We start from the raw sequence: 25,968 nt of genomic DNA, 5'->3' as shown, positions 1-25,968 counted from the left end.
GCGGTCAGCGACGCCACCCGCGGGGCGGCCAGCCCGGCGGGCGGCGCACTCCGGCCGACGGCCACCCCCTCGGGCGGTCACGACGGCGCCGCCGGATCGCGTACTCGTGCGCGTCCGCGCGGTTCCCGCGTTTCGCGGCCCGGTTCGCGAACTCGCGCCGCTCGCACAGCCACCGGTGGCTCGGCTGGGTCACTCCGGCGAAAACCGGCTTCACGGCTTCTCCTTCCGCCACACGCGGTACGTGCCACAGCACGAAGGTGCCCAGGGTGCCTCCATGGGCTCCACCCCCGCTTTCGTGAAGCCCAGCCGCGCGGGCACCGCTCCACTTCGGACGTTCCGCTCGTCGTGCTTGATCTCGACGTACCCGGCACCGAGCCGGAACGCCTCTTCGGTCAACAGCCGCACCGCGCGGGTGATCAGGCCCCGGCCGGTGTGGTCCCGCACGAGCCAGTACCCGATCTCGACGCCGCCCTCGCGGGCCATCAAGCCGACCGCGCCCGCGAGCGAGCCGCCGACGCGGATCGCGAAGTCGTGCGTTTCCCCGGTCTCCCACTGCTTCCGGGTGCGCCGCAGAAACTCGGCGCCGTCTTCGGCGGTGTAGCCGTCGGTCGCCCAGACCAACCAGGTGCCGAGGTGGTCGAGGGACCCGCCGACCGTCGCGGTGAGTTCCGGCCCGTCGGCGGTCTGCCAGCGGGTCAGCGAAAACTCGTCACGCGCATACGTCTCGGCCGGGGTCTCCATGTTTCCATGGTGCCCCGGCCGAGACCTCGAGCGCTTCCGAATTAATTGACGATGACGCTGTCCGGGATCTCCGTGTCGTTCTTCAGCGCGTCGAACATCTGCTTCGACTTGGTCTTGTCCCAGTTCTCCGCCGACCCGCTGGTCACCGGCACCGTCGTCGTCACCACGCCGCCCGAGGAGATGCCGCGCATCGCCAGCGCCAGGCCCACCAGGTTGTGCACGTGGTCGCCCGAGTCCAGCGTCAGCGCGTCCGGCCCCGAGCCCAGCAGCGGGAAGAAGTGGAACGGGTTGAGCAGCGTGCCCGGGCTGGCGATCTGGCTGACCAGCGCGCCGATGAACTTGCGCTGGTTGGCGACGCGGTCGAGGTCCGAGCGCGGGGTCGCGTCGCTGTGGCGCATCCGGACGAAGCCCAGCGCCGAGCGGCCGTCGAGGGACTGGCAGCCGGCCTTGATGCTGATGTTGGTGAAGGTGTCGTTCATGTCCTTGTCGATGCACATGTCGACCCCGCCGATCGCGTCGACGATCTTGGCGAACCCGCCGAAGCCGATCTCCGCGTAGTGGTCGATGTGCAGGCCGGTGGCACCTTCGACGGTCTGCGCGAGCAGCTTCGGCCCCCCGAGGGAGAACGCCGCGTTGATCTTGTTCTTGCCGTGGCCGGGGATCGACACCTGCGAGTCGCGCGGCAGCGACAGCAGCGTCGGCTTCGTGGAGTTGTCCGGGATGTGCGCGACCATGATCGTGTCGGTGCGCTGCCCGCCGCCGGCCGCCGCGACGTCGCCGGTGGCCAGGCGCTCCTCGTCTTCGGCGGTGAGTCCCTCACGGCTGTCGGAGCCGACGATCAGCCAGTTGGTGCCGGACGCGGCGACCGGGCGGCCGGAGTAGTCGGCGAGCGCGTCGACGCGCTTGATGGAGAACTCCAGGTAGACCCAGATGCCGGCGAGGAAGACGACGAACACCAGCACCAGCGTCAGCAGGATCCGGCCGAAGCTCCAGCGACGCCGGCGCGGCGGCCGGGACGGCGGGTAGTCGTCGTCCACCGGGCGCCGGGGCGGGTCCTGCCGCGGCGGGGGCGGCGCGTACTGCCGCTCGTCCTCGCGGGTGCCCATCGGGCGGGTGCGCTCGTCGTACGGGCTCTGGCCGCGACCGGGCAGCGGCATCATCTGCGCGCGCTGGTGGTCGCGGGAGCGCCCGCCCGGCCGGGGCGGCGGCATCCGGCGCCCGCCGTCGTCGCCACGGTACGTCATCACCCATCACCCAATCCCGATTCGGACAAACCTGTCGTCGTCAGTCAACCGCACGCCCTCGAAAGGAGGACGTGCGGCACCGGGTCGGGGTTGCCGACGGAGGTTACTTGTCGGTCGCCTCGTAGCCGAACTGGTGGACCTTGAGGTACCCGGAGCGGAACCCGGCCTCGGAATAGGCCAGGTAGAACTCCCACATCCGGCGGAAGACGTCGTCGAACCCGAACCCGGCGATGTCGGTCCAGCGGTGCAGGAACCGTTCGCGCCACAACCGTAGCGTGCGCGCGTAGTCCTGGCCGAACTCGCGCATCCCGGCCAGCCTGAGCCGGGTGTTCGCGACCAGGCCGTCCTCGATCGAGCGGACCGACGGGATGATGCCGCCCGGGAAGATGTACTTGTGGATCCAGGTGTAGGCGCGCGAGGCCGCCAGCATCCGGTCGTGGTCCATGGTGATGGCCTGCAGGCCGAACCGCCCGCCGGGGCGCAGCCGCTCCCCGATCGTGGCGTAGAACGCCGGCCAGTAGGACGCCCCGACCGCCTCGATCATCTCGACGCTGACCACGGCGTCGTACTGGCCGCTCGACTCGCGGTAGTCGCACAGCTTCACGTCGACGCGGTCGGAGAACCCGGCCGCGGCGATCCGCTCGGTGGCCAGCGCCCGCTGTTCCTCCGAGATGGTCAGCGACGTCACCTGGGCGCCGCGGGCCGCGGCGCGGATGGCGAGTTCACCCCATCCGGTGCCGATTTCGAGGACCTCGCTGCCCGCGCGGACGCCGGCGTAGTCGAGCACGCTGTCGATCTTGCGGTGCTGGGCGGCGGTGAGGTCCTCGCCGGGGCCGAACAGCGCCGAGGAGTACATCATCGACTCGTCGAGGAAGGCCCCGAACAGGTCGTTGGACAGGTCGTAGTGCCGGTGGATGTTGGCCCGCGCGCCTTCGAGGGTGTTCTCCTCCGACGGCGGCTGCGTGCGCTCGGCGATCCGCCGGAACTTCTGCAGCACCGGCGGCACGAGCGTGGCCATCCGCTCGGCGAACGGCGTCAGCACCTCGGCCAGGTCGGACGCGGTCCAGTCACCGGCCATGTAGGACTCGCCGAAGCCGATCTTGGCGTCGACGCCGAGGCGGTGGAAGAACGCTTCCGGCCGCAGAATCCGCATTTCGGGTGATTCCGGGCCGCCGGCGCCGAGCACGGTGCCGTCGGGGAACGTCACCCGCACGTCGAGCGGGCGGACCGCGCGGCGGAAGAGCGAGGCGGCGATCCGCGCGCGCAGTGCGGACCGCGGCGGGCTGGCCAGCCCCGGCCAGCGGGACTCGTCGGGGATGTCCTGAGCGCGGTCAACACTCGAGGTGGTCACGGTTCTCCCTCCGGCCGGCCTGGTGCGCCGGTGATTTTAGCCGCCGCACCCCCGCGGCGCGTTTCGCTGTATGCCCTGTTCGGGGCGGTTTCTACACCGGTATTCGGAGCCGCTCGGGCCCCGGCGCGGCCCACGCGCCGCGCAGCTCGTCGGCGGGGTCCCCGGCGAGCACTTCCAGTGTGAAAGCAATCGTCAGCCGGGTCCACACGGACGACCGGCGGAGCATCGCGTGGCCTTCGTTGGCGATCTCGAACCGGGCGACGCGGGCGGCCACGCCCTCGGCGCGTTCGGCGAAGGCGTGCGACTCCGCCGGACTGGTCATCCGGTCGCGGGTGCCGTGGACGATGAGCACCGAGCGCCCGGCGACGGCGTCCACCGGCTCGCCCCGCGGCGTCCACGGCGCGAGCGCGCAGACCCCGCGCACGGCCGGGTCGTCCGCCACGCGCAGCGCCACCCGGGCGCCCATGGAGTGTCCGACCAGGACCACCGGCAGGCCGGGGTGGTCGGCGCGGATGCGCTCGAGGGCCCAGCGGGCGTCGTCGAGCGGGTCCATGGCGGGGGCGTTCCAGCCGTACCGGCGGTTGCGCAGCAGCCGCACTTCGACGCCGTCCTTGCGGCCGGCCCGGTGCAGGGCGCGCGCGATCGGGACCATCCGGAGGTAGGCCAGCTTCCAGGGCGGCACGCCGCCGGTGCCGCGCTCGGCGCCGCCGTGCAGCACGAGCACCACCGCTTCGGTCCGCCCGCGTGCCCGCCGCACGGACACCGCCGGTTCCGCTTCGCTCACCCGTGTCCTCCTGTCGGCCCCGCAACCGGGTCAACGGCGCCCGCCCACCGGGCTATTCCACCGCGTACCACCATCTTCGCGGTAGATTCGGCGCCCGGTCCCCTACGGAAGGGTGGGTGTGGTGAGCGCCACGGACATCTCGGGCAGCGTCGCGAAGCAACTGGCGGACGTCGAGCAGGCCAACGCCGAGGCAGTGCGCGAAGCGGCGGATCTGGTGCTGGGGGTGATCCGGGCGGACGCACTGGTCTATACCGCCGGCGCCGGGCACTCGCTGGCCGCCGTCGCCGAGACGTTCTACCGGGCCGGCGGCCTGGCCTGCGTGTACCCGCTGTACCACCCGGACCTGCTCCCGCTGCACGGCGCGGTGAGCAGCACGAAGACCGAACGGCGCACCGGCCTGGCCGCCGAGGTCCTGGCCGAGCGCGCGCCGGGGCCGGACGACGTGCTGGTGGTGTTCTCGACGTCCGGGTCGAACCCGTACCCGGTCGAGCTGTGCATCGAGGCTCGCAAGCGGGGGGCGGCGGTCATCGCGATCACGTCCCGGGCCTGCGTGGCGGCGGCGCCGCGGCGGTCGTCGAGCACGCTGGTCGAGCAGGGCACCGTCGTGCTGGACTCGCTGGTCATCCCCGGCGACGCGAGCTACCCGCCGGACGCGCCGCGCACCGCGCCGCTGTCCACTGTGGTCAACGCGTTCCTGTGGAACCTCGTGCTCGCCCAGGTCTACGACCGCGGGACGGCCGAAGGTCTCGACGTCCCGCTGTGGCGCAGCTCCAATGTGGAGGGCGGCGACGAGGCGAACGCGGCGCTGCTGGAGAAGTACGGCGCGATCGTGCCGCGGCTGAAGTAGCAGTTCGTGGAGAAGCACCGGCCGGGCATGCCTTGACGGGCGTGCCCGGCCCCCTTTAGCGTCTCCATACCGACTGGTCGGTATGGACCGGTCGCGGCGCTCGGAGGAGGTCCCATGGACGGTTCCACGGCGACGGTGCACGGTGTGTGCGCCCCCGGTTTCGAGCCGGTGCGCGACGCCTTCGAAGCGAACTTCCGCGAGCGCGGCGAGCTGGGCGCGGCGTTCACGGCCCTCCGCCACGGCGAGGTCGTCGTGGACCTGTGGGGCGGCTGGGCCGACCCGGACCGCACTCGCGAGTGGCAGCCGGACACCCTCGCCAACGTGTGGTCGACGACCAAGGGCATGACCGCGATCTGCGCGCACCGGCTCGCCGACGCCGGCGAGCTGGACGTCGACGCGCCGGTCGCGAAGTACTGGCCCGAGTTCGCCGCCGCGGGCAAGGACGGGATCCCGGTCCGGTGGCTGCTCTCGCACCGCTCCGGCGTGCCCGGGATCGGCCTCGACCGGCCGGTGGCGGTCGAGGAGCTCTACGACTGGGACCTGATGACGTCGCTGTTCGCGGCGCAGGAACCGTTGTGCGAACCGGGTTCCGCGGGCGGGTACCACGCGCTGGCGTACGGCTGGCTCGTCGGCGAGGTCGTCCGGCGGATCGCCGGGCAGGGCATCCGCGAGTTCTTCGCCGAACAGGTCGCCGGGCCGCTGGGCGCGGACTTCTCGATCGGGCTGGGGCCCGACGCCGACCTGGACCGCTGCGCGACCCTGGTCGACCCGGTCATGACGGAAGAGATGGCGAACGCGCTGGCCACGGCGTTCGCCAGTGCCGGCCCGGTCGCGCAGGCCGCGCTGACCAACCCGCAGCTCGCGGGGCACCACGCGAACGAACCGGCCTGGCGCCACGCCGTCCTGCCGGCGTTGAACGGCCACGGCACGGCTCGCGCGATCGCGACCATCTACGGCGGGCTGGTGGACGGGACGCTGCTGTCTCCCGCGGGCCTGGCCCGGGCCCGGGAAAGCCAGGGCAAGGAGATCGACGCGGTGCTCGGCCTGCCGAACGAGTGGGGCCTGGGCTTCTACCTCGGCAGCGACGCCCGCGGCTTCGGCCCCAACCCCACGGCCTTCGGCCACGACGGCCTGGGCGGCTCCACCGGCGCCGCCGACCCGGAGAACGGCATCGCCTTCGGCTACACCCTCAACCAGCTGGGTCCCCTGATCCGCGACGACCCCCGCAAAATGGCCCTGGTCCAGGCCCTCTACGAGTCCCTCCCGAACACGTAACTCGCGTGATCAGAGCCGTAACTCACGTGATTGAAGCCGCAACTCGTGAGTTCCGGCTCCAATCACGCGAGATACGGGCTCAATCACGCGAGTCACGTGGCTGATCACGCCACGGCGGGTTCCTGGTCGGCGAACTGGGTTGCGTGGAGGGTTGCGTAGCGGCCGTTCGCGGCCAGGAGTTCGTCGTGCGTGCCGCGTTCGACGATCTCGCCGTGCTCCAGGACCAGGATCTGGTCGGCCGCGCGGACCGTCGAGAGGCGGTGCGCGATGACCAGGGCCGTGCGGCCGGCCAGCGCGTGGGTCAGGGCTTCCCCGACCGCCGCCTCGGACTCGGAGTCCAGGTGCGCGGTCGCCTCGTCCAGCACGACGACCTTGGGCTGCGCCAGCAGCAACCGCGCGATCGTCAGCCGCTGACGCTCTCCACCGGAGAGTCGGTAGCCGCGCTCCCCCACCGTCGTGTCGAGGCCGTCCGGCAGCGAACGCGCCAGCTCACCGAGCCGCGCCCGCTCCAGCGCCGCCCAGATCTCGTCGTCGGTGACGCCCGGTCGCGCGTAGGCCAGGTTCGCGCGGATCGTCTCGTGGAAGAGGTGGCCGTCCTGGGTCACGACGCCGACGGTTTCCCGCAGCGACGCGAAAGTCAGGTCCCGGACGTCCACATCGGACAGTCGCACCGACCCGGAGTCGACGTCGTACAGCCGCGGCAGCAGCGACGCGATCGTCGACTTCCCCGCCCCCGAAGACCCGACCAGCGCGACCATCTGCCCCGCCTCGGCGCGGAACGAAATCCCGTGCAGCACCTCTTCCCCGCCGCGGTGGTCGAGCGTCGCGACGTCCTCCAGCGACGCCAGCGAGTACCGGTCCGCCGCCGGGTAACCGAAGCGGACGTCGGAGAACTCGACGGACACACCACCGGCGGAAGTAGCGGGCAGCGCCCGCGCGGACGGCTTCTCTTCGATCATCGGCTTCAGGTCGAGGACCTCGAAGACGCGCTCGAAGGACACCAGCGCCGTCATGACGTCGACGCGCACGTTGGCCAGTGCGGTCAGCGGTGCGTAGAGCCGGGTCAGCAGCAGCGCGAGCGCGACCACGGTGCCCGGCGCGAGCTTGCCGGTCAGCGCGAGGTAGCCGCCCAGGCCGTAGACGAGCGCCTGCGCCAGCGCCGAAACCAGGGTCAGGCTGGTCATGAACCAGCGGGTCAGCATCGCGGTCCGCACGCCGATGTCGCGCACGCGCCCCGCTCGCACGCCGAAGTCGTCCGCTTCCTGGACCGGACGGCCGAAAAGCTTCACCAAAGTGGCGCCCGGCGCGGAGAACCGCTCGGTCATCTGCGTGGTCATGCCGGCGTTGAGGTTCGCGGCTTCGCGCTGCAGCCCGGCCATCCGGCGGCCGAGCCGGCGCGCGGGGAGCACGAAGATCGGCAGCAGCACCAGCGCGAGCAGCGTGACCTGCCACGACAGCGTCAGCATGACGGCGAGCGAGAGCGCCAGCTGGATCGTGTTGGTGACCAGGCCGGACAGCGTCGCGGTGAACGTCCGCTGCGCGCCGATGACGTCGTTGTTCAGCCGCGAGACCAGCGCACCGGTGCGGGTGCGCGTGAAGAACGCGATCGGCATCTTCTGCACGTGCTCGAACACCGCGCGTCGCAGGTCGTAAATGATGCCTTCGCCGATGCGCGAGGACTGCCAGCGCTCGACGAGGCCCAGCCCGGCGTCGGCGACCGCGAGCAGGGCGATGACGACCGCGAGCCAGACGACCAGCGGCAGGTCACGGCCGCCGACGATCGTGTCGACCACCTTGCCCGCCAGCACCGGTGTCGAGACGGCCAGGACCGCCGAGACGACGGTCAGCACGAGGAAGGCCACCAGCCGCCGCCAGTGCGGCCGGGCGAACCGCGCGACGCGTTTCAGCGTGCCGCGGCTCAGCCCTTTCGGGACGTCGTTGGCGCGCATCGCCGAGCTCAGCAGCGCCCAGGTGTTGTCCATGAGGAACCCCCAGTGTCAAAACCTCTACTATAGCCGAGGTTTTCTCCGGATATGACCTGGACAACGTCCCCGTCGTCCGTTTGCTTCCCGCTGCCGTTCACTCCCCGCGAACAACGCGGCGCAGTGCGGCGCGCAGCCGTTCCGCGTCCCCTTCGTTCAGGGGCTCCAACAGCATCGCCTCGGCCTGCCGCGTCACTTCTTCCCCCGCCGCGCGGACCCGCTCGCCTTCGCCGGTCAGGGTGACGAGGCGCTTGCGGCGGTCGCCGGGCGCGACCTCGCGCCGGACCAGTTCCTTGTCCTCCAGCTCGTCGACCAGCGCGACCATCGTCGTCCGGTCGATCCCCAGCCGGGCCGCGCCCTCCTGCTGCGACAGCGCCGGCCCGTCCCCGAACAGGGTGAGCAGCGCGAGCTGCCGGCCGGTGACGCCGAGCGGCGCGTACAGCGGCTCGGCCAGCTCGGCGAGCCGCAGCTGGGCGTGCTTGAGCAGGTAGCCGAGCCGGCGGGTGACGGCGAGGTCGCTGGACACAGGATGACTCTACACTTAAGCTGATCGTCAGTTTCACTGATGATTTGTCATGCTGATAATCAGGAGGACATCATGGTCACCGTCGGCCTCAAGCCACCGCAGCAGCACATCGGCATCACGGCGCTCCGCGAGATCTGGGCCATCGCCGACGACGCCGGCTTCGACGGCTGCTGGGTCTTCGACCACCTCGCCCCGATGGGCCCGGACCGCACCGGCGACGTCTTCGACGGCTGGTCACTCCTCGCGGCGATGGCCGAGGCGACGCAGCGGCTGCGCATCGGATGCCTGGTCTCGGGCACCACCAACCGCCACCCGGGCACGTTCGCGAAGATCGCCGCGACCGTCGACCACCTTTCCGGCGGCCGGCTGGACGTCGGCCTCGGCGCCGGCGGGGACGTGTACACCGACGCGATGATGGGCACGCCGACGCCGTCACCGGTCGAACGCGTCGAAAGACTGGCCGAGAGCTGCGAAATCCTCCGTCTGCTGTGGACCCACGAGGAAACCGATTACCGAGGCCGCCACTACACGCTGACCGGGGCGCGCAGCGACCCGAAGCCCCGGCAGCCGAAGCCGCCGCTGTGGCTGGGCAGCAGCGGCGAGAAGCTCGGCTTGCGCGTCGTCGCCGAACACGCCGACGTGTGGCTCAACGCCGCCCTGCCGGGCACGGAAATCACCGAGCTGCAACGGCTTTCGCGAGTACTGGACGAGCACTGCGCGGCGGCCGGCCGCGACCCGGCGACGATCCGCCGCGCCGTGCAGTTCCGGCTGCCGTCCGATGCGGACGGTGCCGTGCGGCTCGCGCGCGACTACGTCGAGGCGGGCTTCACCGAGCTGGTCCTCATGCCGGCCGGGCCTGACAACGTCGTCAAAGCGGCCGAGGCCGCCGCGGAGCTGCTCCCCCGCCTGCGAGAACTGGCCTGACCGCCCCAGCCGCTCCCGCCCAGCCGTCTTGAATGACTCATTCAGGTCTTCGGAGGCCCGAATGAGTCATTCAAGAACTTCGACGCCAAGGCCGAGCGCGCCGAGGCCGCCGTGGGGGCGCTGCCGAGACTGCGAGGCGTCGGCTGAACCGGGCACCCGGCCCGTCGGTAGCCTGGCGACGTGGAAACGGAGGTGGGCCGGGCGCCCGCATGGCGGCGCGCGGCACGGCTCTTCACGGCCCCCGCGGTCACTCTCGACCGGGCGCCGCTGCGGTGGGACCTCGGCTTCTACCTCGTCTGCCTGGCCTTCGCCCTGCCCACCGCGCTCAAGTCCGAGTTCTACGGCTACCGCGTCTGGGGAAACTTCGCGACCGTCGCGTACGCCTTCGGCGCGCTGCACAGCGGCTGGCTGCTGCTGTCCGCGCGAACCGGGCGGACGCCCCGCAGCCTGCTCGGCTCGCGCTGGTGCGGGATCGCCGCCGTCGGCCTGTTGGCAATGATCCTTCCGTTGCTGCTTCTGGTGATCCGCCGGCTGACCGGAGTGGACTGGCTGATCACGCCGTTCTCGTGGGCCGCGCAGCCCGAGGTCTGGGTGATCGAGCGGTCCGCGGATCTGCTGCTGCACCACGGAACGCCGTACGTCGACGTCACCGCGCTCGGCCGGGCGCCGGAAGTCAACGACTACACCCCCTACGGCCCGGTGATGGCCGTCTTCGGGCTGCCGCGCGCGCTGTTCGGCGGCACGCCGCTGGGCGACGCCCTCACCGACGCCCGCTGGATGTTCGCCCTGGCCGCCTGCGCGTGCGTGCTGGGCACGCTGAAACTGCTGAACTGGCCGAAGGTCCCGGTCGGCGCCGCCCAGCTCGCGCTGGCCTGCCCGCTCACCGCGCTCACCTGGGCCGTCGCCGGTCCGGACCTGGCGATCGTCGGGCTGCTGGTGCTCGCCTGCGCGCTCGCCGCCACCGGGCGGGCGGCCTGGGCGGGCCTGGTGCTGGCGCTGGTCGTCAGCGCGAAGCTCATCGTCGCGCCCGCGGCCGCGGTCCTGGCGGTGTTCGTGCTGGTACGCCGGGGCCGGGTCAGCCGCGAAACCGGGCTCGACTGGCCGGCCGTGGGCCGGTTCGGGTCAGCGCTGGTGGCCACCACGGCCGCGCTGCACCTGCCGGTGTACCTCGTGGACCCGGCGGCGTTCGTGGAACACGTCTTCCGGTTCCCCCTCGGGATGGGCGCCGTGCGCTCGCCCGCGGCGAGCCCGTTGCCGGGCCACCTGATCGCCGGGATCGGCCCGGTGGGCCGGGTCGCGGCGTTCGCGCTCGTCGGCGCCGCGGCCGTGGCGATGGTCGTCTGGCTGGTGCGCCGGCCCCCCGCGAACGGCTCCGGCGCACTGCTGCGCATCGCCGTCGGACTCGGCGCCTTGATCCTGCTCACCCCGGCCACCCGCTACGGTTACCTGGTGTACCCGCTGGTCCTGCTCGGGGCCCACCTGACGTTCCGCGTGGCCGAAGCTTCCACTGCGCGCCCCCCGCGCAGCAGTTCGTGACTACTTCTTCTTCACCCTCGTGGCCCCGCCGCGCCCCCGCAGCTGGACCCCGGACTCCGACAGCACGCGGTGGACGAACCCGTAGGAACGCCCCGTCGACTCCGCGAGTGCCCGGATGCTCGAGCCCTTCTCGTATTTCTTCTTCAGGTCAGCGGCCAGCTTGTCGCGCGTGTTGCCGGTGATCCGCGCGCCTTTCTTGAGATCAGCCACGTCGATCGCCTTCCCGCCGAGAGTGTTCTGGGCCACATATCGGCCCCTGCCGGGGCAATGATCGAACACTGAGCGCCGGAATGCCAGACGACAGACGTAAAACAGCCGAAACTGCGATCACATTGGGCCATTCCAGTGCTCGGTCGCAACGATCTTGCACCCGAATGGACGCACAGAGTCACGCAAGCTGGACAAGTTCCAGATAGTCCGCCGACCAGTGGTCCTCGGTCCCGTCGGGCAGCAGGATGACCCGCTCCGGCTCCAGCGCCTCGACGGCGCCGGGGTCGTGCGTGACCAGGACGACGGCACCGGCGAAGCTCCGCAAAGCGTCCAGGACCTGGGCACGGCTGGCCGGGTCCAGGTTGTTCGTCGGCTCGTCGAGGAGCAAGACGTTGGCAGCGCTGGAGACCAGGCCCGCGAGCGCGAGCCGGGTCTTCTCGCCGCCGGAAAGCGTGCCGGCGGGCTGGTCGAGTTGTTCGCCGGTGAAGAGGAACGAGCCGAGCAGGTTCCGCAACTCCTGAGCACCGGTGTCCGGTGAGAGATGTCGGATGTTTTCCCACACCGACGCATCATGATCAAGAGTTTCGTGTTCCTGTGCGTAATAGCCCAAACGCATTCCGTGACCCGGCACGATCTCCCCGGTGTCGGGAGTTTCCATTCCGCCGAGGAGCCGGAGCAAAGTGGTCTTTCCCGCGCCGTTCAGCCCGAGTACGACGACCTTCGAACCGCGGTCGATCGCGAGATCGACCCCGGTGAAGATTTCCAGTGAGCCGTACGACTTCGAGAGGCCCTCGGCGGTGAGCGGGGTCCGGCCGCACGGCGCGGGCTCCGGGAACTTGATCCGGGCGACCTTGTCGGCCACCCGGGTCTCGTCGAGCGCCGAGAGCATCTGCTCGGCGCGGCGGGCCATGTTCTTGGCCGCCACGGCCTTCGTCGCCTTCGCGCCGAGCTTCGCGGCCTGCTGCTGCAGCGCCGACGCCTTCTTCTCGGCGTTGGCGCGCTCGCGGCGGCGGCGCTTCTCGTCGGTCGCGCGCGCGTCGAGGTAGCGCTGCCAGCCCATGTTGTACAGGTCGAGCTCGCCGCGGGTGGCGTCGAGGAACCAGACCTTGTTGACCACGTCGCCCAGCAGCTCGACGTCGTGGCTGATCACGACCAGGCCGCCGTCGTGCTGCTTGAGGAACCCGCGCAGCCAGTTGATGGAGTCGGCGTCGAGGTGGTTGGTCGGCTCGTCGAGCAGCAGGATCGTCTCGGACTTGCCGCCGGCGCCGGCTTCGGCCGCGGCGAACAGGATCCGCGCCAGCTCGACGCGGCGGCGCTGCCCGCCGGACAGCGTCTGCAGCGTCTGCGCCAGGATCCGGTCGGCCAGGCCGAGGTTCGAGCAGATCCGCGCGGCTTCGCTCTCCGCGGCGTACCCGCCGAGCGAGGAGAAGCGCTCTTCGAGCCGGGCGTAGCGGTTGATGGCCTTGTCGCGCGCGGCGTCGTCGACGAGCTCGGCCATCGAGGCCTGCGCCTTCTCCATGTCGCGCATCAGCTTGTCGAGGCCGCGCGCGGAGAGCACGCGGTCCTTCGCGGTGACCGAGAGATCACCTTCGCGCGGGTCCTGCGGCAGGTAGCCGAGTTCGCCGCTGCGGCGGACCTCGCCCGCGTGCGGCTCGCCCTCGCCGGCGAGGACCTTCAACGAGGTGGTCTTGCCCGCGCCGTTGCGGCCGACGAGGCCGATGCGGTCGCCGGACTGGATGCGGATGGACGCGCCGTTGAGCAGGATGCGCGAACCCGCGCGCAGCTCAAGGCCGGTGGCCGTGATCAAGGGGAACTCCCGTGGACGGGGGTGAACGGAGGACAGCGTCGAACGGCCGGTCGGGTCGACCGGCGGCGGCGTCACTCCAGCTGGATATCCACGGAGACCAGTGTACGGGCCGGGGTCCACCGGTTTTTCCGGACGTGTGCGGTCTCACCCGTCGTGCAGCGTGACCTGCACCGACAGCGCCCGCACGGCGGCTTCGTCGAGCACGGCCCGGCTCGGCTCGCCGACCTCGAGCACGCGCGGCTCGGCCCGGGCGAACAGCGGCGCCAGCCGGCGGTTCTCCCCCAGGGCGGCCAACGCCCGCCGGTCGCCGCCGAGCACCACGGCGTCCACTTCGGACAGCCGGGGCAGGAGCACTTCGAAGACGTCCTTCGCCGCGTCCTCGAGCGCGTGGCGCGCCTGGCCCGCGCGACGCCGGGCGAAGCGCTGCTGTGACCAGCCGCCCGCGGCCGAACGGCCGTGCACGAGGTTCCGGCCGGTGCGCGACAGCTCGACGCGGCCCCCGTGCGCGACGCCGACGCTGTGGCCGCCCAGCCGCACCAGCACCAGCGCGATCCGCCGGGGCACCAGCGCGTGGGCCAGGAGCGCGTCGACGACCAGGCCGTCGAACGTCCCGGACGGCGCTTCCAGCGGTCCGAAAGGGACGGTCGCGGTCGCCGTGGCGCCGTCGGCGGCCACCACGCGCACCGCGCGCTTCGCGACCTCGGTCGCGACGGCCCCTTCGTGGCGGGCGGAGAAGCGGTCGAACCAGCCGGCCAGCCGGTCGGGCGGTACCTCCACCGCGCGGCCGCCGCCCGCGACCTGCCGGGGCTTCGCCATGGGGGAAACGGTACGGGGCCGCCGCGTCGCCGCGACGGCCCCGTACGGGTGGTTCAGTTCACTCGATGCCGGTTACAGCGGGTGCACCGGCCCGTTGTTCGTGTACCCCCGCACGTTCGACGGCGCTCCGGCCGCCGGGGGCTGCACGAACCCGTTGATGTGCAGGGCGACCGCGCGGATCGAGCCGGCGTCGCCGCCCGCCGCGTCGACCACGGAGAACGTCCACGTGCCGTCGACCGCCGCGCCCGCCAGGCCGCCGGTCAGCGGCTGCGTCGGCCGCCACGTTCCGGTGAACGGCGCGTTGGCCGAGGTCACCGTGCTGAACGCGGCCGCCGCGGTGTCGGCGAAGACGACCTGGCACAGGTTCTTGCCCGAGCCGCCGTTGCGCTGGAACACCGTGGCCTTGGCCCCGGACGGCGCGGTGAGCGAGCCGACCAGGTCACCGACGTAGGAATGGTTGAGCCCCACCGTCGTCGAGTTCGGGTCGGTGCTGCACGTGGTGCCGTCCACGGAGAACGTCACCTTGGACGCGCGGCCGACCCCGGTGACCGGGATGGTCACCGACGCGCCGACCGGGCTGTTGTCCGGGATCGCCACCGGCGCGCCGGTGTAGGCGAAGTCCTGCGCGACCGGCGACGGGGTGCCGACCGGCAGCGAGAACGTCGACGTCGTCGGCGAGTGCGCGCCGGCGAAGGTGACGCGGGCGTTCAGGACGACCGGCGCGCCGAGCTGCTGCGTCGCCGGGACGGTGATGGTGAAGTCGTTGACGCCGGTCTGTCCCGGGCTGATGGTGCCGTAGGACTTGGACCGCGGCGCCACCGTGACGCCCGGGGTCGGGCTGGTGAGCACGACGCTGGTCGACACGGCGGTGCCGTCACCGTCGTTGGTCACCGGCAGGGTCACCTTGGCCGTGTCGCCCGGGTCGAGCGCGGAGCCGCCGTCGGCCGGGGTGACCGTCGGCTGCTTCGCCACCACGAGCGGCTGCGGGCTGGCACCGGTGTAGGCGAGCACCTTGTCCGCGAGGATGACGCCGGACCCGGTGAAGTTGTCCCGGCCCGGGGTTTCGATGTCGATCGCGGTGTTGATCAGCGCTTCACGGACCTCCGACGGCGGGAGGCCGGGGTTGCCGGACAGCACCAGCGAGGCGATGGCGGCCGCGTGCGGCGCGGCGGCCGAGGTGCCGAAGAACGGGTTGAACCCGGTCACGCTGGTCTGCACGCCGTCGGCCGCGGTGATCTCCGGCTTGTTCCGGACCTCGCCGCCGGTCGAGGACACGTTGCCCGGGGTGATGGGCGTGCCGTCGGCTTCGTAGAACACGCGGCGCGGGCCGTCGGAGGTGAACCGCTCGGCCTTCGTGGCACCGCTGAACGCCGCCGGGTACGGGCCCGCCGGGTTGGCCGGGTCACCGGGCTCGAGAGCCCGGCCGAAGGCCTTGGCCGCCGGAGCCGCCGCGACGCTGAAGGCGTCCCGCGCGGCCGAGTGGCCGACCGTGACACCCGGGGTGGTGAAGGCCTTGAGGCCGTCCGCCGAGTCCTTGAACCGGCCGCGCAGCGCGGACAGCGACAGGTAGCGGTTCTCACCGGAGAACTTCACGACGGCCAGGCGCAGCCCGGTGCCGCCGAAGGCCGGCGTCTGCAGGATCTCGAACGGGTCCTGTGTGCCGTCCTGGACGTTCTGGCTGAAGCTGACCACGCCGCCCGCGGAGTTGAGCAGGTAGAGGTCGTAGTCGTTCGCCGAGTGCCCGATCGGGTCGGACCAGTGCAGTGTCACCGGGACGCCGGCCGAAGAGGCGTCGGAGACGGGCTCGTAGATCTGGTTGCCGGCGGTGCCGGCGAAGTTGTGCGCCGTGCCGGCGAACTTGCCGACCGACTTGCCGGAGTCGACGAAGTCGCCTTCCCAGTGCCCGGCGGTGCCGTCGGCGACGTTGCCCTCGTTGCCCGCCGACGAGAAGTACAGCGCGCCGTCCGCGGTCACGTCGTTCACGGCCTGGGCGATGATCCAGTCCTGGAACGGGGATTCCTTGAAGTAGATGACGTCGTCGACGATGACGTCGCAGTGCGACTCGAAGCGCAGCTTGCGGATGTTGTCCGCGAAGCTGGCGTCGGAGTTGAACGCCGAGGCGAAGCCGAGCGCGGCGTTGGGCGCGAGGTCGTGGATGATCTCGAGCATCGCGGTGCCTTCGTCGCCGTCGCCCTCCTGCCCGGCGATGACGTCGACGTTCGGCGGGAGCTCGCCCTTGGCCTGCGACGCGGCCAGCGAGTCGACGCCGTCGGACAGCGCGCACGCCTTGACGCCGACGCCGGTGACACCGAACTGCTGGCGGGCGATGTCGGCGTTGTGGGCGCGATCGCCTTCACTGGTCAGCGTGGCGGCCGCGGCGGCGCTGCGCTGGGACTTGGCGGAGACGGCCTTCTGCAGCTCGCCGGCGATGCGGTCGGCCTTCTGCTGCTTGGTTTCGGTCTTGGCCGGCGTCGTCGCCGGGGTGGCCAGTTCGCGGGCCGTCATGGCCTGGTCGGCCTGCTCGACGCGCTTGACGTCGCCGCGGGCGGCGATCGCGGCGAGCTGGTTCAGCGGCACCTCGGCGCGGACGCTGGCGTACCGGTCGGACACCGCGCGGATGCCCGCCCCGGCCTTGGTCAGCCCGCTGATGAGGTCCGGCGTCACCTTGCTCGCGCGGATGTCGACCAGGACGGTGCCGGCCGACGAGACCTGGGCACCGGACTGCAGCGCGCTGAGCTGCTTGGTGACGCCCTTCTGCGCGGCGAGGAGGTTGCTGTCCACTTTGGACTCGGCGGCGGTGCGGCCCGCCTTGACCGCCTGCAGGGCGGCGATCTGCTGCTGGGCGACTTCGCTGAACGTGTCCGGTGTGGACGCGGTGGCGGCGCCCGCGGCGGGCGGCGACACGAGGCCGAGGGCGGCGAGCAACGCCGCGGCCCCGGCTGTGAGCACAGTGGATCTCGATCTCGTGGAACGGGTACGACGCACGTGCGCCCTCCGATTGTCTCCAGGCGCGTGCCCCGACTCACGCTGACCGATCGCCGGTGATCACCGGCAGGATCAAGCTAAGTACTGTGAGTTCCCGGTAAGCAGCGGCCGTTCGAGTGACATCGGACGGGTAATTTCCCGAATGGACCGTAAGTCGTAGGCCGTTCAGCGGAACCGCACAACCGTTACAGGGCGAACGAAACGGACGAGCCGCGTCAAGCGATACCACTGCACGGGATTACCGGACCGGACAAGAACCGGACAGCCGTCGGTCACAACACGAACGAGTCCGACCACGGCTGGGCGGCCCGCCCGGACAGCGCGTCCAAGAGGGTCACGGCCTGCTTGTCCGTCAGCGAAGCCACGAAGTCCACCACGGCCCGGCCGCGCGCGAGACCGCGCACCGCGTCCGGTCCGGACACCGGCTCCCCGGTCGCGCCGACGAGCAGCTCCGGCGCCGAGCGCGCCAGCCCCGTGTACTCGGCGTGCGCCAGCTCCACGAGGTCGTGCAGCCGCCGCGGCAGCCGGGAAACCTCGTCGCGATCGGACAGCCACGCGTCGAGCGCGTCGACGAGGCTCGACACCACGCCCGCCTGCCCGCGCTGGTGCAACGCCAGGTCCGGGCGCAGCAGCACGAACCGGCGGTGCACGAACTTCAGCACCTGCACCTCGTGCCACTGGGCGGGGCGCAGCGACACGTGGCCGGCGCGGGTGGACGGGGACGCCAGCACGAACACGCCGTCGACCAGGCGCGCGGTCCAGTTCGTCGAGAACGCCGCCGTGGCCTGCTCCGCTTCGATCGAGCCGTCGAACTCCGCGGCCAGCAAGCCGTCGACGAGCTCCGCGCGGACCCGGGCCACCGCGGCCGCGAACGCGTCGTCGTCGACGATCCACGCGTCCTTGACGTGCATGCGGCGGCGGACCCGCTCGAGCGACCGGCCCGGCCGGCGCAGTTCCGCGTGCAGCGTCTCGTCGTCCAGCGCGGCCAGCTCGCCCGCGTGCTCGAGCCACTCCCCCAGCTCCGCCGCCACCGGCGCGTGCTGCAGGACGCCGATACGGTGGAAGTCCTGCAGGTCGTGGATGGCGTAGGCGATGTCGTCGGCGGTGTCCATCACGGACGCTTCGACGGTCTGCTGCCAGCCTTCGACGCGCCCCGCGAACGCCGCGCGCGCCTGCTCGAAGTCGTCGAGTTCGGTGGCGTAGGCGGAGAACTTGGCCGCGCCGGTGCCGGGCGCCTCGGCCGGCTCGCCGGCGCCGCGCGGCGGCACGGCCATCGCGGACGGGTGCGGCGCCGGGTGGTGCAGCCGCAGCCACGGGTACTTCAGGACGGCCGCGCGCACCGCCGTGGTCAGGTCGAGCCCGATCGCCGACGGCCCGCGCACGTCGGTCGTGGTGATGATGCGGAACGTCTGGGCGTTGCCCTCGAAGCCGTCGGCCAGGCCGAAGCGGTGCCGGGCGATGCGGTCGAGCGTCTGCTCGCCGAGGTGCCCGAACGGCGGGTGCCCGAGGTCGTGGGCGAGCGCGGCGGCCTCGGCGACGTCCGGGTCGCAGCCGCCCAGCTTGTCGACGAGGCCGGCGTCGTCCCCGGCGGTGATCCGCTCGGCGATGGCGCGGGCGACCTGCGCGACCTTCAGGCTGTGGGTGAGCCGGTTGTGCAGGAGCCCGGCCCCGCCGGCGCTGACGACCTGCGTGACGCCGCCGAGCCGGGCGAAGAACGGGGACGCGGCGATGCGGTCGCGGTCGATCCGGAACGGGCTGGTCGCCAGGTCGGTGAACCCGCCGGCATTGGCGACGGGGTCCCGCCGCAGCACCCTCGGGTCGGTCTGCTCACTGCCCTGATCCATGCGCCGACCCTATCCGGCGGCCTCCGGTTCACCCGATCGATGGGCAACGTCACGAGTTCGCGGATCGATTGAAGGGGTATCCACGTCAGGAAGAGGAGCCGCCATGAACCGCCCGATTCGCCTCGCCGCCGCCTTGGTGCTCGGCACCGGGCTCGCCGCCTGCGGCGCCGGGCCCGCGGGCAGCCCTGCGTCGACCGCCACCACAGTCGCGACCGGCGCCGAAACCACGACCTCCGCCGCACCGGCCCCGACCTCTGAGCCGGCCAAGCGGGTGAAGGTCCCGGACGTCTCCGGCATGAACCACCAGGACGCCCAGGACACGATGCAGAAAGCCGGCCTCTACAACCTGCGCGAGGTCGACGGCACCGGCCAGGGCCGCATGCTGGTGATCGACCGCAACTGGGTCCAGACGGGCCAGGACCCGTCGGCCGGCACCGAGGTCCCGGCCGACGCGGTGATCACCCTGACCGCGGTCAAGACCGGCGAGCGCTAAGCCTCCGGCTGGCCGGTGTACGCGGCCAGGCAGCGGTCCGCCTGCGCGCGGGCCGTCGCCTGGTCCTCGCCGCCCGCGACGTGGGCCTCGTACCAGGCTTCGTTCGCCGACGTCACGAACTCGACGCCCGCCGGGGACGCCATCCAGGCCATCGCCTCGGCCGGGTCGACCACGTACCCGGGGTCGGCGGCCAGGTGCCGGACGAGGGCGGTCAGCGCCATGTCCCAGCCGACGCCGACCGCGCCCGGGCCGAACTGCTCCCAGTGGTCGTCGACGTGCGCGACGTGCTCCAGCTCGAACCGCGTGCCGTCGCCCTCGGGCGCCAGCCGCACCTCGATCCAGCTGACGCCGCCCATGGCCTCCCACGTCGCGGCGAAGCTCTTCGGCGGGTCGCAGCGCTCGACCGTGCCGCCCGCGTTGCCCTCCAGCTGGTACTTCCCGCCGACCTTGAGCTCGCCTCTGACCGGCAGGAACCAGCGCGGGATGCGTTCGGCGTTCGTGCAGGCGTCCCACAGGTCGTCGACGTCGGTGTCGTAGACCTGGCTGATGGTCATCACGCGCGCCTCCCCCGCTTCGAGCACGCGGCGGCCGACCGTCCTGCGGACGGCACTGATCTGGTGGTTGACCTCGATCACGATCCTTCTCCTTCTTCGCTACGGCGCCGGGCACGCTTGCCACGGGCGATTTCGGTGGCCAGCGCGTCCAGCGGCGGGGTCCAGAACCGGCGGAACCGGTCGAGCCAGGCGTCGACGTCGCGCAGCGGCGCGTGCCCGACCGCGTACAGCCGCCGCGTCCCGTCCTGGCGGACGACCGCGAAACCGTTGTCGCGCAGCACTTTCAGGTGCTGGGACACGGCAGGTTGCGAGATGCCGAACTCGGTCCGGATCACCTCGGTCACCGCGCCGGCCGCCCGCTCGCCGTCGGCCAGCAGCTCCAGGATCCGGCGGCGGACCGGGTCACCGAGGACGTCGAACGCGTGCACCCCGCCAAGCTACAAGCACGGACTTATATAAGTCAACTCTGAACAAGTGGCCGATGTCACCCTGCGTTACTCCGATCCGGGTATCGGCGGTGAACATCAGTCGACATCCGTTTCGTTTCGCCGCCCGACCCGCGACGATCGGGGCGTGAAGTCGCCACGCGCGGTCCGCTTCGCTTTCCAGCCGCTGTACAGCCTCCAAACGGGAGGCGTCGTGGCTCACGAAGCGCTGGCCAGGCCGGGCCGGGGCACCGTCCCGGACCTGCTCACGCAGGCCCGCCGCGACGGCCGCCTCGCCGAGGTCGACCTCGGGCTCGCGATCGCCGCCGTCCGGCAGGACGAGTCGTCGCTCCCCCTGCACCTCAACCTCTCCGCCCGCACCCTCGCCGCGCCGTCGGCGATGTACGACGACCTCCTCGAAGCGCTCGGCGACGCCGGGCGCCGCACCCGCGACATCGTCCTCGAGATCGGGCCGCCGTTCACGCCGCTGCCCGCGGAGCGCGCGCTCGCCGGGATGCGGACGCTCACCGAGCTCGGCTTCCGGCTCGCGCTCGACGGCCTCGGCCGCGGTGACCTGCCGCTCGGCCTGCTCGTCGAGGCGCCGGTCGATCTGGTCAAGCTCGACCGCACGGCGCTGCGCGGGCTGCCGGACGACCCGGCGCCGGCCGCCCTCGTCGAGGCGCTGCTGCACTACACCCACCGCACCGGCACCCGGCTCGTCGCGACCGGCGTGGAGACCGACGCCCAGCTCGACGCCGTCCGCGGCCTCGGCATCCGGATCGCGCAGGGCACCCTGCTCGCCCCGCCCACGGCCGCCGGCCCCGCCCCGGCGCTGCTCACGCGATCCCAGCCGGCTACCCGCGCGCCGGGTCCGGCGCAGTGCGTCGGCGACTTCCTCCGCCCGGCGACGACGCTGCCGGACACCGCGACCTGCGACGACGTCCGGGAAACGCTGGCGGCGGCGGACGCGCCGAGCGGCGTCATCGGCGTCGACGAGCAGAACCGGCCGCGCTGGTCGGTCGACCGGACGCGGTTCCTCGTCGCGGTCACCGGGCCGTACGGGCACGCGCTGCACGCGAAGCGCCCGGCGGCGCGGCTCGCCGACACCCCGCACACGATCGAGGCCCGCGCGGGCGCGATGGAGTTCCTCGAGCTGGTCACCGACGCCGACTGGGGCCGCACCGGCGACGACGTCGTCGTGGTCGACGAGGCCGGCCGCTGCCTGGGCGTGGTGCTGGTGACCGAGGTGGTGCGCGGCGTGGCGGAGGCGAAGGTCGAGGCCGCGGCGGCGCTCAACCCGTTGACGCGGCTGCCGGGCAGCGACACGGTCGCCCGCGACGTCGCCCGCCGGATCACGATCGGCGAGCCGTTCGTCGCCGCGTGGCTGGACATCGACGCGTTCAAGACGGTCAACGACACGGCCGGGTTCGCCGCGGGCGACGACCTGATCCGCGAGCTGGGCGGCGCGCTCACCGAGCTGGGCGGCGGCCTCCGCCGCATGCGGGTCAGCCACGTCGGCGGCGACGACTTCCTGGTGGTCTGCGACGTCGACGAGATCGCGACGGTGGCGGGCGCCCTGCTGGACCGCCCCTGGACGGCCGACGGCATGCCGGTGACGGTATCCCTGGCGACGCTGGTCTGCGCGAGCGGCTCGATCCGCTCGTACCAGGAGGTTTCGCGGCTGCTGGCGCCGTTGAAGAAGCGCGCCAAGGCGGTACCGGGATCGAGCTGGGTGCTCGGCCGGCCGGGCTCGGACCGCGTCGAAGTCTTGCGCGGCATCGGAACCCGCGGCCTGCAGGCCGCCGCGGGTTAGGGTGGTGCCGACCGGGCCAAACAGGTACTCGACGACGAGCAGTTCGGCTCGGCCTCCGTGCGGCAGCCGATCGGGCTCCCGACCGCACGGATGGCCACGCGCTACGACCTCTTCGCGTCCCGGGTGCGTGCTTGCTCGAGTGGCTCGCTACCGGAAAGATCGCACCTTCGGACTCCGGCGCTTGATGGCCCGGGTGGGTGTGGACCAGCGACGCCGACCTGTTCACCGAGTACCTGACCCTGCCGCATCTCTGCAGCCCGTTTCCGGCGCGCCGCTTCGGTCGCGTCGGCCACGGACGACCGTTCATCACTACCCGTTGCGTCGTGTACAGCGTCGCGCTCGCCGCCACGCCGCCGGGCCCGACGGCGCGGCAGGATGAGCCGCATGGTGGAGATCAGCTTCCTGGCCGAATCCGACCGTGCCTCCTGGGAACCGCTGGCCCGGGCCAAGGACACCTACTTCGCCGTCGAACGCGGTGACGACGCCTACGAACGGACTTGGCGGCGCCTGCTCGACGACGAACGGATCCGCGGCGTCGCCGCCCACCTGGACGGCCGGATGGTCGGTATCGCGCACTACTTGTTCCACGCGAGTGTCTGGTACGCCGGGAAGTGCTACCTGGCGGACCTGTTCGTGGACCCGGCCGTCCGGCGGCGGGGTGTCGCGACGGCCGTGATCGAATGGGTGGCACGGGACGCCGAGGAGCACGGGTTCCCCGGCCTCTACTGGAACACGCTGGAAGACGCCCCGGCTCGGGCGCTGTACGACAAGGTCGGCAAGCTCCACGAAGGACTCATCCACTACGCCTACCGGCGCTGAAGGTTCTCACGGCCAGGCGAGGGTGAGCTGGGCCCGGATCGCCGCCGCGGCCCACGACACGTAGTCCTCGTGCGGCCAGCCGCACACCGCCGTCAGATGGTCGTACGCCTCGTGGGACGTGAGCAGGCCGATCGCGTCCGCCAGGCGGCCGCAGTCACCCGGCGGAGCCAAGCCCGCCGCCTCCAGGCGCGCCACGATCTCCGTGCGGCGGGCCACCGCCAGCTCCGCGCGGACCGCCGCCACCGCCGGGTCGGCCGCCGCCGCGGTCGTGAACGCGCGCCAGATCGGCAACGACCGGCGCAGCCCTTCGGCCAGCAGCCCCACCACCGCCGGCAGGTCCGCCGGCCCGGCCGGCCCCACCAGCGCGTCCAGGTTCACCGCGTCCGGGTCGCCCGCGAAGACGTCCTGGAACGCGGCGAGCAGCAGGTCGGCCTTGCGCCCGGCCTGCGTCACCGTCTCGAGGCTCACCCCGGCCGCGGCCGCGATCTGCCGCACGCTCGTGCCCGCGTAGCCGCGCTCGGCGAACAGCCGCCCGGCCGTCGTCACCACGTGCTCGCGGGTGCGCCGGGCGCGTGCCTCGCGCACCGGTGACTCATAACGGCGCCGCGCGCCCCCGGACTCCGGTATGTTCATCAGTACAGCGTATCGGTCAATCAGGGGGAACCATGAGCCGCGTACTCGTCTGCGTCCAGCCCGCTCGCGGCCACGTCGGCCCGACCAAGCCGATCGTCGAAGCCCTGCTCGCCGCCGGGCACGCTGTCACCGTCGTCACCGGCGAGCGCTACCGGGAGGCGTTCGGGAAAGCCACCGTGAAAGTCCTGCCGCCGGAAGCCGACTTCGACGAAACCGACCTGGACGGCTCGATCCCCGGCCGCGCCGGGAAACGGGGGCTGAAACTCGCCCGGTTCGAACTCGCGAACTTCGTGAACGCGCTGCCCGCCCAGCTGAGCGTCCTGGACCTCGACGTCGACGTCGTCCTGTGCGACCCGCTGTTCATGGCCGGCCTCGCGCTGGTCCGCCGCGAGCACCGGCCACGTGTGCTGGTGCTCGGGTTCCTGCCGTTCATGCCGCCGGTGCCGAGCGGCCCGAACAGCGCGCTCTTGAAGGTGCTGGCACCGTGGGTGCTCGGACCGGCGCAGCGGCGAGCCCGTGAAGTACTGGGCGAGGACCCCGGCATGCTCTTCGCGAACTGGCCGCTGCACAGCGACGGCGTGCTGCAGATGACTTGCCGGGGCTTCGAATACCCACGACCGAACGCGCCGCTGCACTTCATCGGGCCGACCACGATCAGCGCGGCGAGCGAGCACCCGCTGCCGCCGTGGTGGGACGACCTCGACGGCTCCCGCCCGGTGGTGCACGTGACCCAGGGGACGGTCGCGAACGACGACCTCGGCCGGCTCGTCGAACCCACGATCGCCGCCCTCGCCGACGAAGACGTGCTGGTCGTCGCCACTACATGCGGTGGCCGGCTGAGCCCGGGCCCGCTGCCGGCCAACGTGCGCGTCGCGGACTTCCTGCCCTACGACGAGTTGCTCCCCCGCTGCGCCGCCATGGTCGGCAACGGCGGGTACGGCGGCGTCAACCACGCTCTCCGCTACGGGGTGCCGCTGGTCGTCGTCGGGGCCAGCGAGGACAAGCGCGAGGTCGCCGCCCGGGTCACCTGGTCCGGCGCCGGGATCGGCCGCGCCCGCGCCTCGGCCTCACCGCGGACGATCAGGCGGGACGTCCGCGCCGTGCTGGACGAGCCGCGTTACCGGGGCCGGGCGCGCGAGCTGGCCGCCGAAATGGCCGCGGGACCGGCGATGGACGACGTGGTCGAGCTGATCACCGCCGGTCAGAAGTACGCACGCAGGTAACCCGCGAACCGCTCGTCGACCTCCTCCGGCGTCAGGCCGAAGTCCGCCAGGCTGTACCTGTGCGCGGGCTTCGCCGAGCCCGAGCGGCTTTCCGTGTGCAGCGCGGTCATCGCCGCCCGCGCGTCGCCGGTCAGCGTCAGTCCGAAGTGGTCGTACACTGTGGACACCGTGCCGATCGGGTCCGCCACGAAATCCTCGTAGCGCACGTCGCAGAACTGGGCCGCGTCGTACCGGGCGCGGGCCGCGTGGAACTCGTCCGCGCCGCGGGCCCACAGGTCGAGCTGGGACTTGCCGAGCACCTCGCCGCGGAACTTCGCCGACCAGCCGTCCGCCGCCTTCTCGGCGAGGCTGCACATCGAGCCCATGATCGTGCTCGGCGCGCGGTGGGTCTGGATCACCAGCGCGTCCGGGTACGCCGCCATCAGCGCGTCCAAGGCGAAGAGGTGGCTCGGGTTCTTGAGCACCCACCGCTTGCCCGCGTCCGGCAGCCCGATCAGCTGCAGGTTCCGCCGATGCCGGGCGTAGGCGTCCGTCCAGTCCTGCTTCGCGAGCCAGCGCGAGTAGCGCGGCACGTGCGCGAGGCATTCGAACGACACCGACCGCATCGACTGGCGCAGCAGCTGCCAGCACTCCTCCACCTGGTCCGCGGACATGTGGTGGACACCCATGAACTCCGGGTGCTCGACGTGGTGGCGTTCGTACCCGGCCTGGATCCCCTGGAACACCGGGTTCTCCGCCCACGTCGAGCGCGGCGGCCGCGGCTGCGGGACCTCGGCGAGCCAGACTTCGAGGCCCTGGTGCCCCGGGTCCTCGGCGAGCAGCCGGTGCAGCGCGGTCGTGCCGGTGCGGGGCAGGCCGGTGACGAAGATCGGCCGCTCGATCGCCACGGAAGCCGACGCCGGGTGCTGCTTCCAGCCGGCCTCGCTGAGCAGCCGGGCGACGAGCGCGCCGCGCAGCATCGCGCGGTGCACCTTGTTGCCGAACGGCGTGAGGTCCTCGTCGGCCTCGTACGACTCCAGCAGCACGCGCAGGCCTTCGACGTACTCGTCGTCACCGAAGTCGCCGAGCCCGGTGAGCTTGGTGGCCGACGCGTGCAGGTCCTCGACGGTGCCGACGTCTTCGCGGCCGGGGAGCAT

24 protein-coding genes are annotated in these 25,968 nt (G+C 72.1%); 8 read left to right on the top strand and 16 right to left on the bottom strand.

What is annotated here, in order from left to right:
• Positions 1–4: 4 nt before the first annotated feature.
• The 5 genes from AB0M83_RS16090 to AB0M83_RS16070 all read right to left on the bottom strand — a co-directional run bounded on the left by AB0M83_RS16090 (position 5) and on the right by AB0M83_RS16070 (position 4,120).
• Complete coding sequence (locus AB0M83_RS16090; protein ID WP_364517579.1) at positions 5–214, bottom strand: hypothetical protein; 210 nt, start codon at positions 212–214, stop codon at positions 5–7.
• Entirely contained in the window at positions 211–741 is a 531-nt protein-coding gene (locus tag AB0M83_RS16085) for a GNAT family N-acetyltransferase (protein ID WP_364517577.1), read from the bottom strand. The genes AB0M83_RS16090 and AB0M83_RS16085 overlap by 4 nt, the downstream gene beginning before the upstream one ends.
• 41 nt (positions 742–782) lie before the next feature.
• Entirely contained in the window at positions 783–1,985 is a 1,203-nt protein-coding gene (locus tag AB0M83_RS16080) for an LCP family protein (RefSeq protein WP_364517575.1), read from the bottom strand.
• 103 nt (positions 1,986–2,088) lie between these two features.
• On the bottom strand, positions 2,089–3,336 hold the full coding sequence (locus AB0M83_RS16075) for a cyclopropane-fatty-acyl-phospholipid synthase family protein (protein WP_364517573.1): 1,248 nt from the start codon (positions 3,334–3,336) through the stop codon (positions 2,089–2,091).
• A 91-nt stretch (positions 3,337–3,427) separates the two neighbouring features.
• Positions 3,428–4,120 (bottom strand): alpha/beta fold hydrolase, encoded by a 693-nt coding sequence (locus tag AB0M83_RS16070; protein WP_364517571.1) that lies wholly within the window; start codon positions 4,118–4,120, stop codon positions 3,428–3,430.
• Positions 4,121–4,238: 118 nt separating this feature from the next.
• On the opposite strand from AB0M83_RS16070, the gene AB0M83_RS16065 reads away from it, so the two are divergent.
• Positions 4,239–4,967, top strand: a complete 729-nt coding sequence (locus AB0M83_RS16065) for an SIS domain-containing protein (protein WP_285994448.1) — start codon at positions 4,239–4,241, stop codon at positions 4,965–4,967.
• A 114-nt stretch (positions 4,968–5,081) separates the two neighbouring features.
• On the top strand, positions 5,082–6,242 hold the full coding sequence (locus AB0M83_RS16060; protein WP_364517569.1) for a serine hydrolase domain-containing protein: 1,161 nt from the start codon (positions 5,082–5,084) through the stop codon (positions 6,240–6,242).
• A gap of 104 nt (positions 6,243–6,346) precedes the next feature.
• Here the strand turns inward: AB0M83_RS16060 and AB0M83_RS16055 are convergent, their stop codons facing one another.
• Positions 6,347–8,224 (bottom strand): ABC transporter ATP-binding protein, encoded by a 1,878-nt coding sequence (locus AB0M83_RS16055; RefSeq protein ID WP_364517567.1) that lies wholly within the window; start codon positions 8,222–8,224, stop codon positions 6,347–6,349.
• A gap of 97 nt (positions 8,225–8,321) precedes the next feature.
• Complete coding sequence (locus AB0M83_RS16050; RefSeq protein WP_364517565.1) at positions 8,322–8,750, bottom strand: MarR family transcriptional regulator; 429 nt, start codon at positions 8,748–8,750, stop codon at positions 8,322–8,324.
• A gap of 72 nt (positions 8,751–8,822) precedes the next feature.
• Between AB0M83_RS16050 and AB0M83_RS16045 the strand changes: the two genes are divergently transcribed.
• Positions 8,823–9,674, top strand: a complete 852-nt coding sequence (locus AB0M83_RS16045; protein ID WP_364517563.1) for an LLM class flavin-dependent oxidoreductase — start codon at positions 8,823–8,825, stop codon at positions 9,672–9,674.
• Positions 9,675–9,941: 267 nt separating this feature from the next.
• Positions 9,942–11,210, top strand: a complete 1,269-nt coding sequence (locus AB0M83_RS16040) for a glycosyltransferase 87 family protein (RefSeq protein ID WP_364517686.1) — start codon at positions 9,942–9,944, stop codon at positions 11,208–11,210.
• Here the strand turns inward: AB0M83_RS16040 and AB0M83_RS16035 are convergent, their stop codons facing one another.
• From AB0M83_RS16035 to dgt, 5 genes are all read right to left on the bottom strand, one after another.
• Entirely contained in the window at positions 11,211–11,420 is a 210-nt protein-coding gene (locus AB0M83_RS16035) for a helix-turn-helix domain-containing protein (protein WP_003071237.1), read from the bottom strand.
• Between the two features lie 178 nt (positions 11,421–11,598).
• A complete protein-coding gene (locus tag AB0M83_RS16030) occupies positions 11,599–13,227 on the bottom strand; it encodes an ABC-F family ATP-binding cassette domain-containing protein (protein ID WP_364517561.1) in 1,629 nt (542 codons plus the stop codon).
• A 144-nt stretch (positions 13,228–13,371) separates the two neighbouring features.
• Positions 13,372–14,043 (bottom strand): acVLRF1 family peptidyl-tRNA hydrolase, encoded by a 672-nt coding sequence (locus AB0M83_RS16025; protein ID WP_364517559.1) that lies wholly within the window; start codon positions 14,041–14,043, stop codon positions 13,372–13,374.
• 72 nt (positions 14,044–14,115) lie between these two features.
• Positions 14,116–16,992, bottom strand: a complete 2,877-nt coding sequence (locus AB0M83_RS16020; protein WP_364517557.1) for a S8 family serine peptidase — start codon at positions 16,990–16,992, stop codon at positions 14,116–14,118.
• A 308-nt stretch (positions 16,993–17,300) separates the two neighbouring features.
• Positions 17,301–18,872: a dGTP triphosphohydrolase gene (dgt, locus tag AB0M83_RS16015; protein ID WP_364517555.1), complete on the bottom strand. Its 1,572-nt coding sequence runs from the start codon at positions 18,870–18,872 to the stop codon at positions 17,301–17,303.
• Positions 18,873–18,975: 103 nt separating this feature from the next.
• Between dgt and AB0M83_RS16010 the strand changes: the two genes are divergently transcribed.
• Positions 18,976–19,365 (top strand): PASTA domain-containing protein, encoded by a 390-nt coding sequence (locus tag AB0M83_RS16010; protein ID WP_364517553.1) that lies wholly within the window; start codon positions 18,976–18,978, stop codon positions 19,363–19,365.
• On the opposite strand, the gene AB0M83_RS16005 is transcribed toward AB0M83_RS16010, so the two are convergent.
• Together AB0M83_RS16005 and AB0M83_RS16000 are read right to left on the bottom strand one after the other, a co-directional pair.
• Positions 19,362–20,000 (bottom strand): SRPBCC family protein, encoded by a 639-nt coding sequence (locus AB0M83_RS16005; RefSeq protein ID WP_364517551.1) that lies wholly within the window; start codon positions 19,998–20,000, stop codon positions 19,362–19,364. The two genes, AB0M83_RS16010 and AB0M83_RS16005, sit on opposite strands and share 4 nt — an antisense overlap.
• Positions 19,997–20,347, bottom strand: a complete 351-nt coding sequence (locus tag AB0M83_RS16000; protein ID WP_364517549.1) for a metalloregulator ArsR/SmtB family transcription factor — start codon at positions 20,345–20,347, stop codon at positions 19,997–19,999. The genes AB0M83_RS16005 and AB0M83_RS16000 overlap by 4 nt, the downstream gene beginning before the upstream one ends.
• A 145-nt stretch (positions 20,348–20,492) precedes the next feature.
• Here AB0M83_RS16000 and AB0M83_RS15995 point away from each other — a divergent pair, with 145 nt between their 5' ends.
• Positions 20,493–22,157, top strand: a complete 1,665-nt coding sequence (locus AB0M83_RS15995) for a GGDEF domain-containing protein (RefSeq protein WP_364517547.1) — start codon at positions 20,493–20,495, stop codon at positions 22,155–22,157.
• Between the two features lie 246 nt (positions 22,158–22,403).
• On the top strand, positions 22,404–22,976 hold the full coding sequence (locus AB0M83_RS15990; protein WP_364517684.1) for a GNAT family N-acetyltransferase: 573 nt from the start codon (positions 22,404–22,406) through the stop codon (positions 22,974–22,976).
• 6 nt (positions 22,977–22,982) lie between these two features.
• Here AB0M83_RS15990 and AB0M83_RS15985 read toward each other — a convergent pair whose 3' ends face one another.
• A complete protein-coding gene (locus tag AB0M83_RS15985; RefSeq protein WP_364517545.1) occupies positions 22,983–23,609 on the bottom strand; it encodes a TetR/AcrR family transcriptional regulator in 627 nt (208 codons plus the stop codon).
• A gap of 32 nt (positions 23,610–23,641) precedes the next feature.
• Between AB0M83_RS15985 and AB0M83_RS15980 the strand changes: the two genes are divergently transcribed.
• On the top strand, positions 23,642–24,832 hold the full coding sequence (locus tag AB0M83_RS15980) for a nucleotide disphospho-sugar-binding domain-containing protein (protein ID WP_364517543.1): 1,191 nt from the start codon (positions 23,642–23,644) through the stop codon (positions 24,830–24,832).
• Here AB0M83_RS15980 and AB0M83_RS15975 read toward each other — a convergent pair.
• A complete protein-coding gene (locus AB0M83_RS15975) occupies positions 24,811–25,968 on the bottom strand; it encodes a sulfotransferase (protein ID WP_364517541.1) in 1,158 nt (385 codons plus the stop codon). The genes AB0M83_RS15980 and AB0M83_RS15975 overlap by 22 nt on opposite strands.

It is taken from the genome of Amycolatopsis sp. NPDC051106 (assembly GCF_040682775.1).
Taxonomy (GTDB): Bacteria; Actinomycetota; Actinomycetes; order Mycobacteriales; family Pseudonocardiaceae; genus Amycolatopsis.
Note: the sequence above shows the minus strand (reverse complement) of the source record. Positions and strands in the feature narration are given on the sequence as shown.

Coding starts and splice junctions, on each gene's coding strand:
- AB0M83_RS16085 (WP_364517577.1), bottom strand. CDS start 741: ATGGAGACCCCGGCCGAGACGTATGCGCGTGACGAGTTTTCGCTGACC.
- AB0M83_RS16080 (WP_364517575.1), bottom strand. CDS start 1,985: ATGACGTACCGTGGCGACGACGGCGGGCGCCGGATGCCGCCGCCCCGG.
- AB0M83_RS16060 (WP_364517569.1), top strand. CDS start 5,082: ATGGACGGTTCCACGGCGACGGTGCACGGTGTGTGCGCCCCCGGTTTC.
- AB0M83_RS16055 (WP_364517567.1), bottom strand. CDS start 8,224: ATGGACAACACCTGGGCGCTGCTGAGCTCGGCGATGCGCGCCAACGAC.
- AB0M83_RS16045 (WP_364517563.1), top strand. CDS start 8,823: ATGGTCACCGTCGGCCTCAAGCCACCGCAGCAGCACATCGGCATCACG.
- AB0M83_RS16025 (WP_364517559.1), bottom strand. CDS start 14,043: ATGGCGAAGCCCCGGCAGGTCGCGGGCGGCGGCCGCGCGGTGGAGGTA.
- dgt (WP_364517555.1), bottom strand. CDS start 18,872: ATGGATCAGGGCAGTGAGCAGACCGACCCGAGGGTGCTGCGGCGGGAC.
- AB0M83_RS16010 (WP_364517553.1), top strand. CDS start 18,976: ATGAACCGCCCGATTCGCCTCGCCGCCGCCTTGGTGCTCGGCACCGGG.
- AB0M83_RS15985 (WP_364517545.1), bottom strand. CDS start 23,609: ATGAACATACCGGAGTCCGGGGGCGCGCGGCGCCGTTATGAGTCACCG.
- AB0M83_RS15980 (WP_364517543.1), top strand. CDS start 23,642: ATGAGCCGCGTACTCGTCTGCGTCCAGCCCGCTCGCGGCCACGTCGGC.
- AB0M83_RS15975 (WP_364517541.1), bottom strand. CDS start 25,968: ATGCTCCCCGGCCGCGAAGACGTCGGCACCGTCGAGGACCTGCACGCG.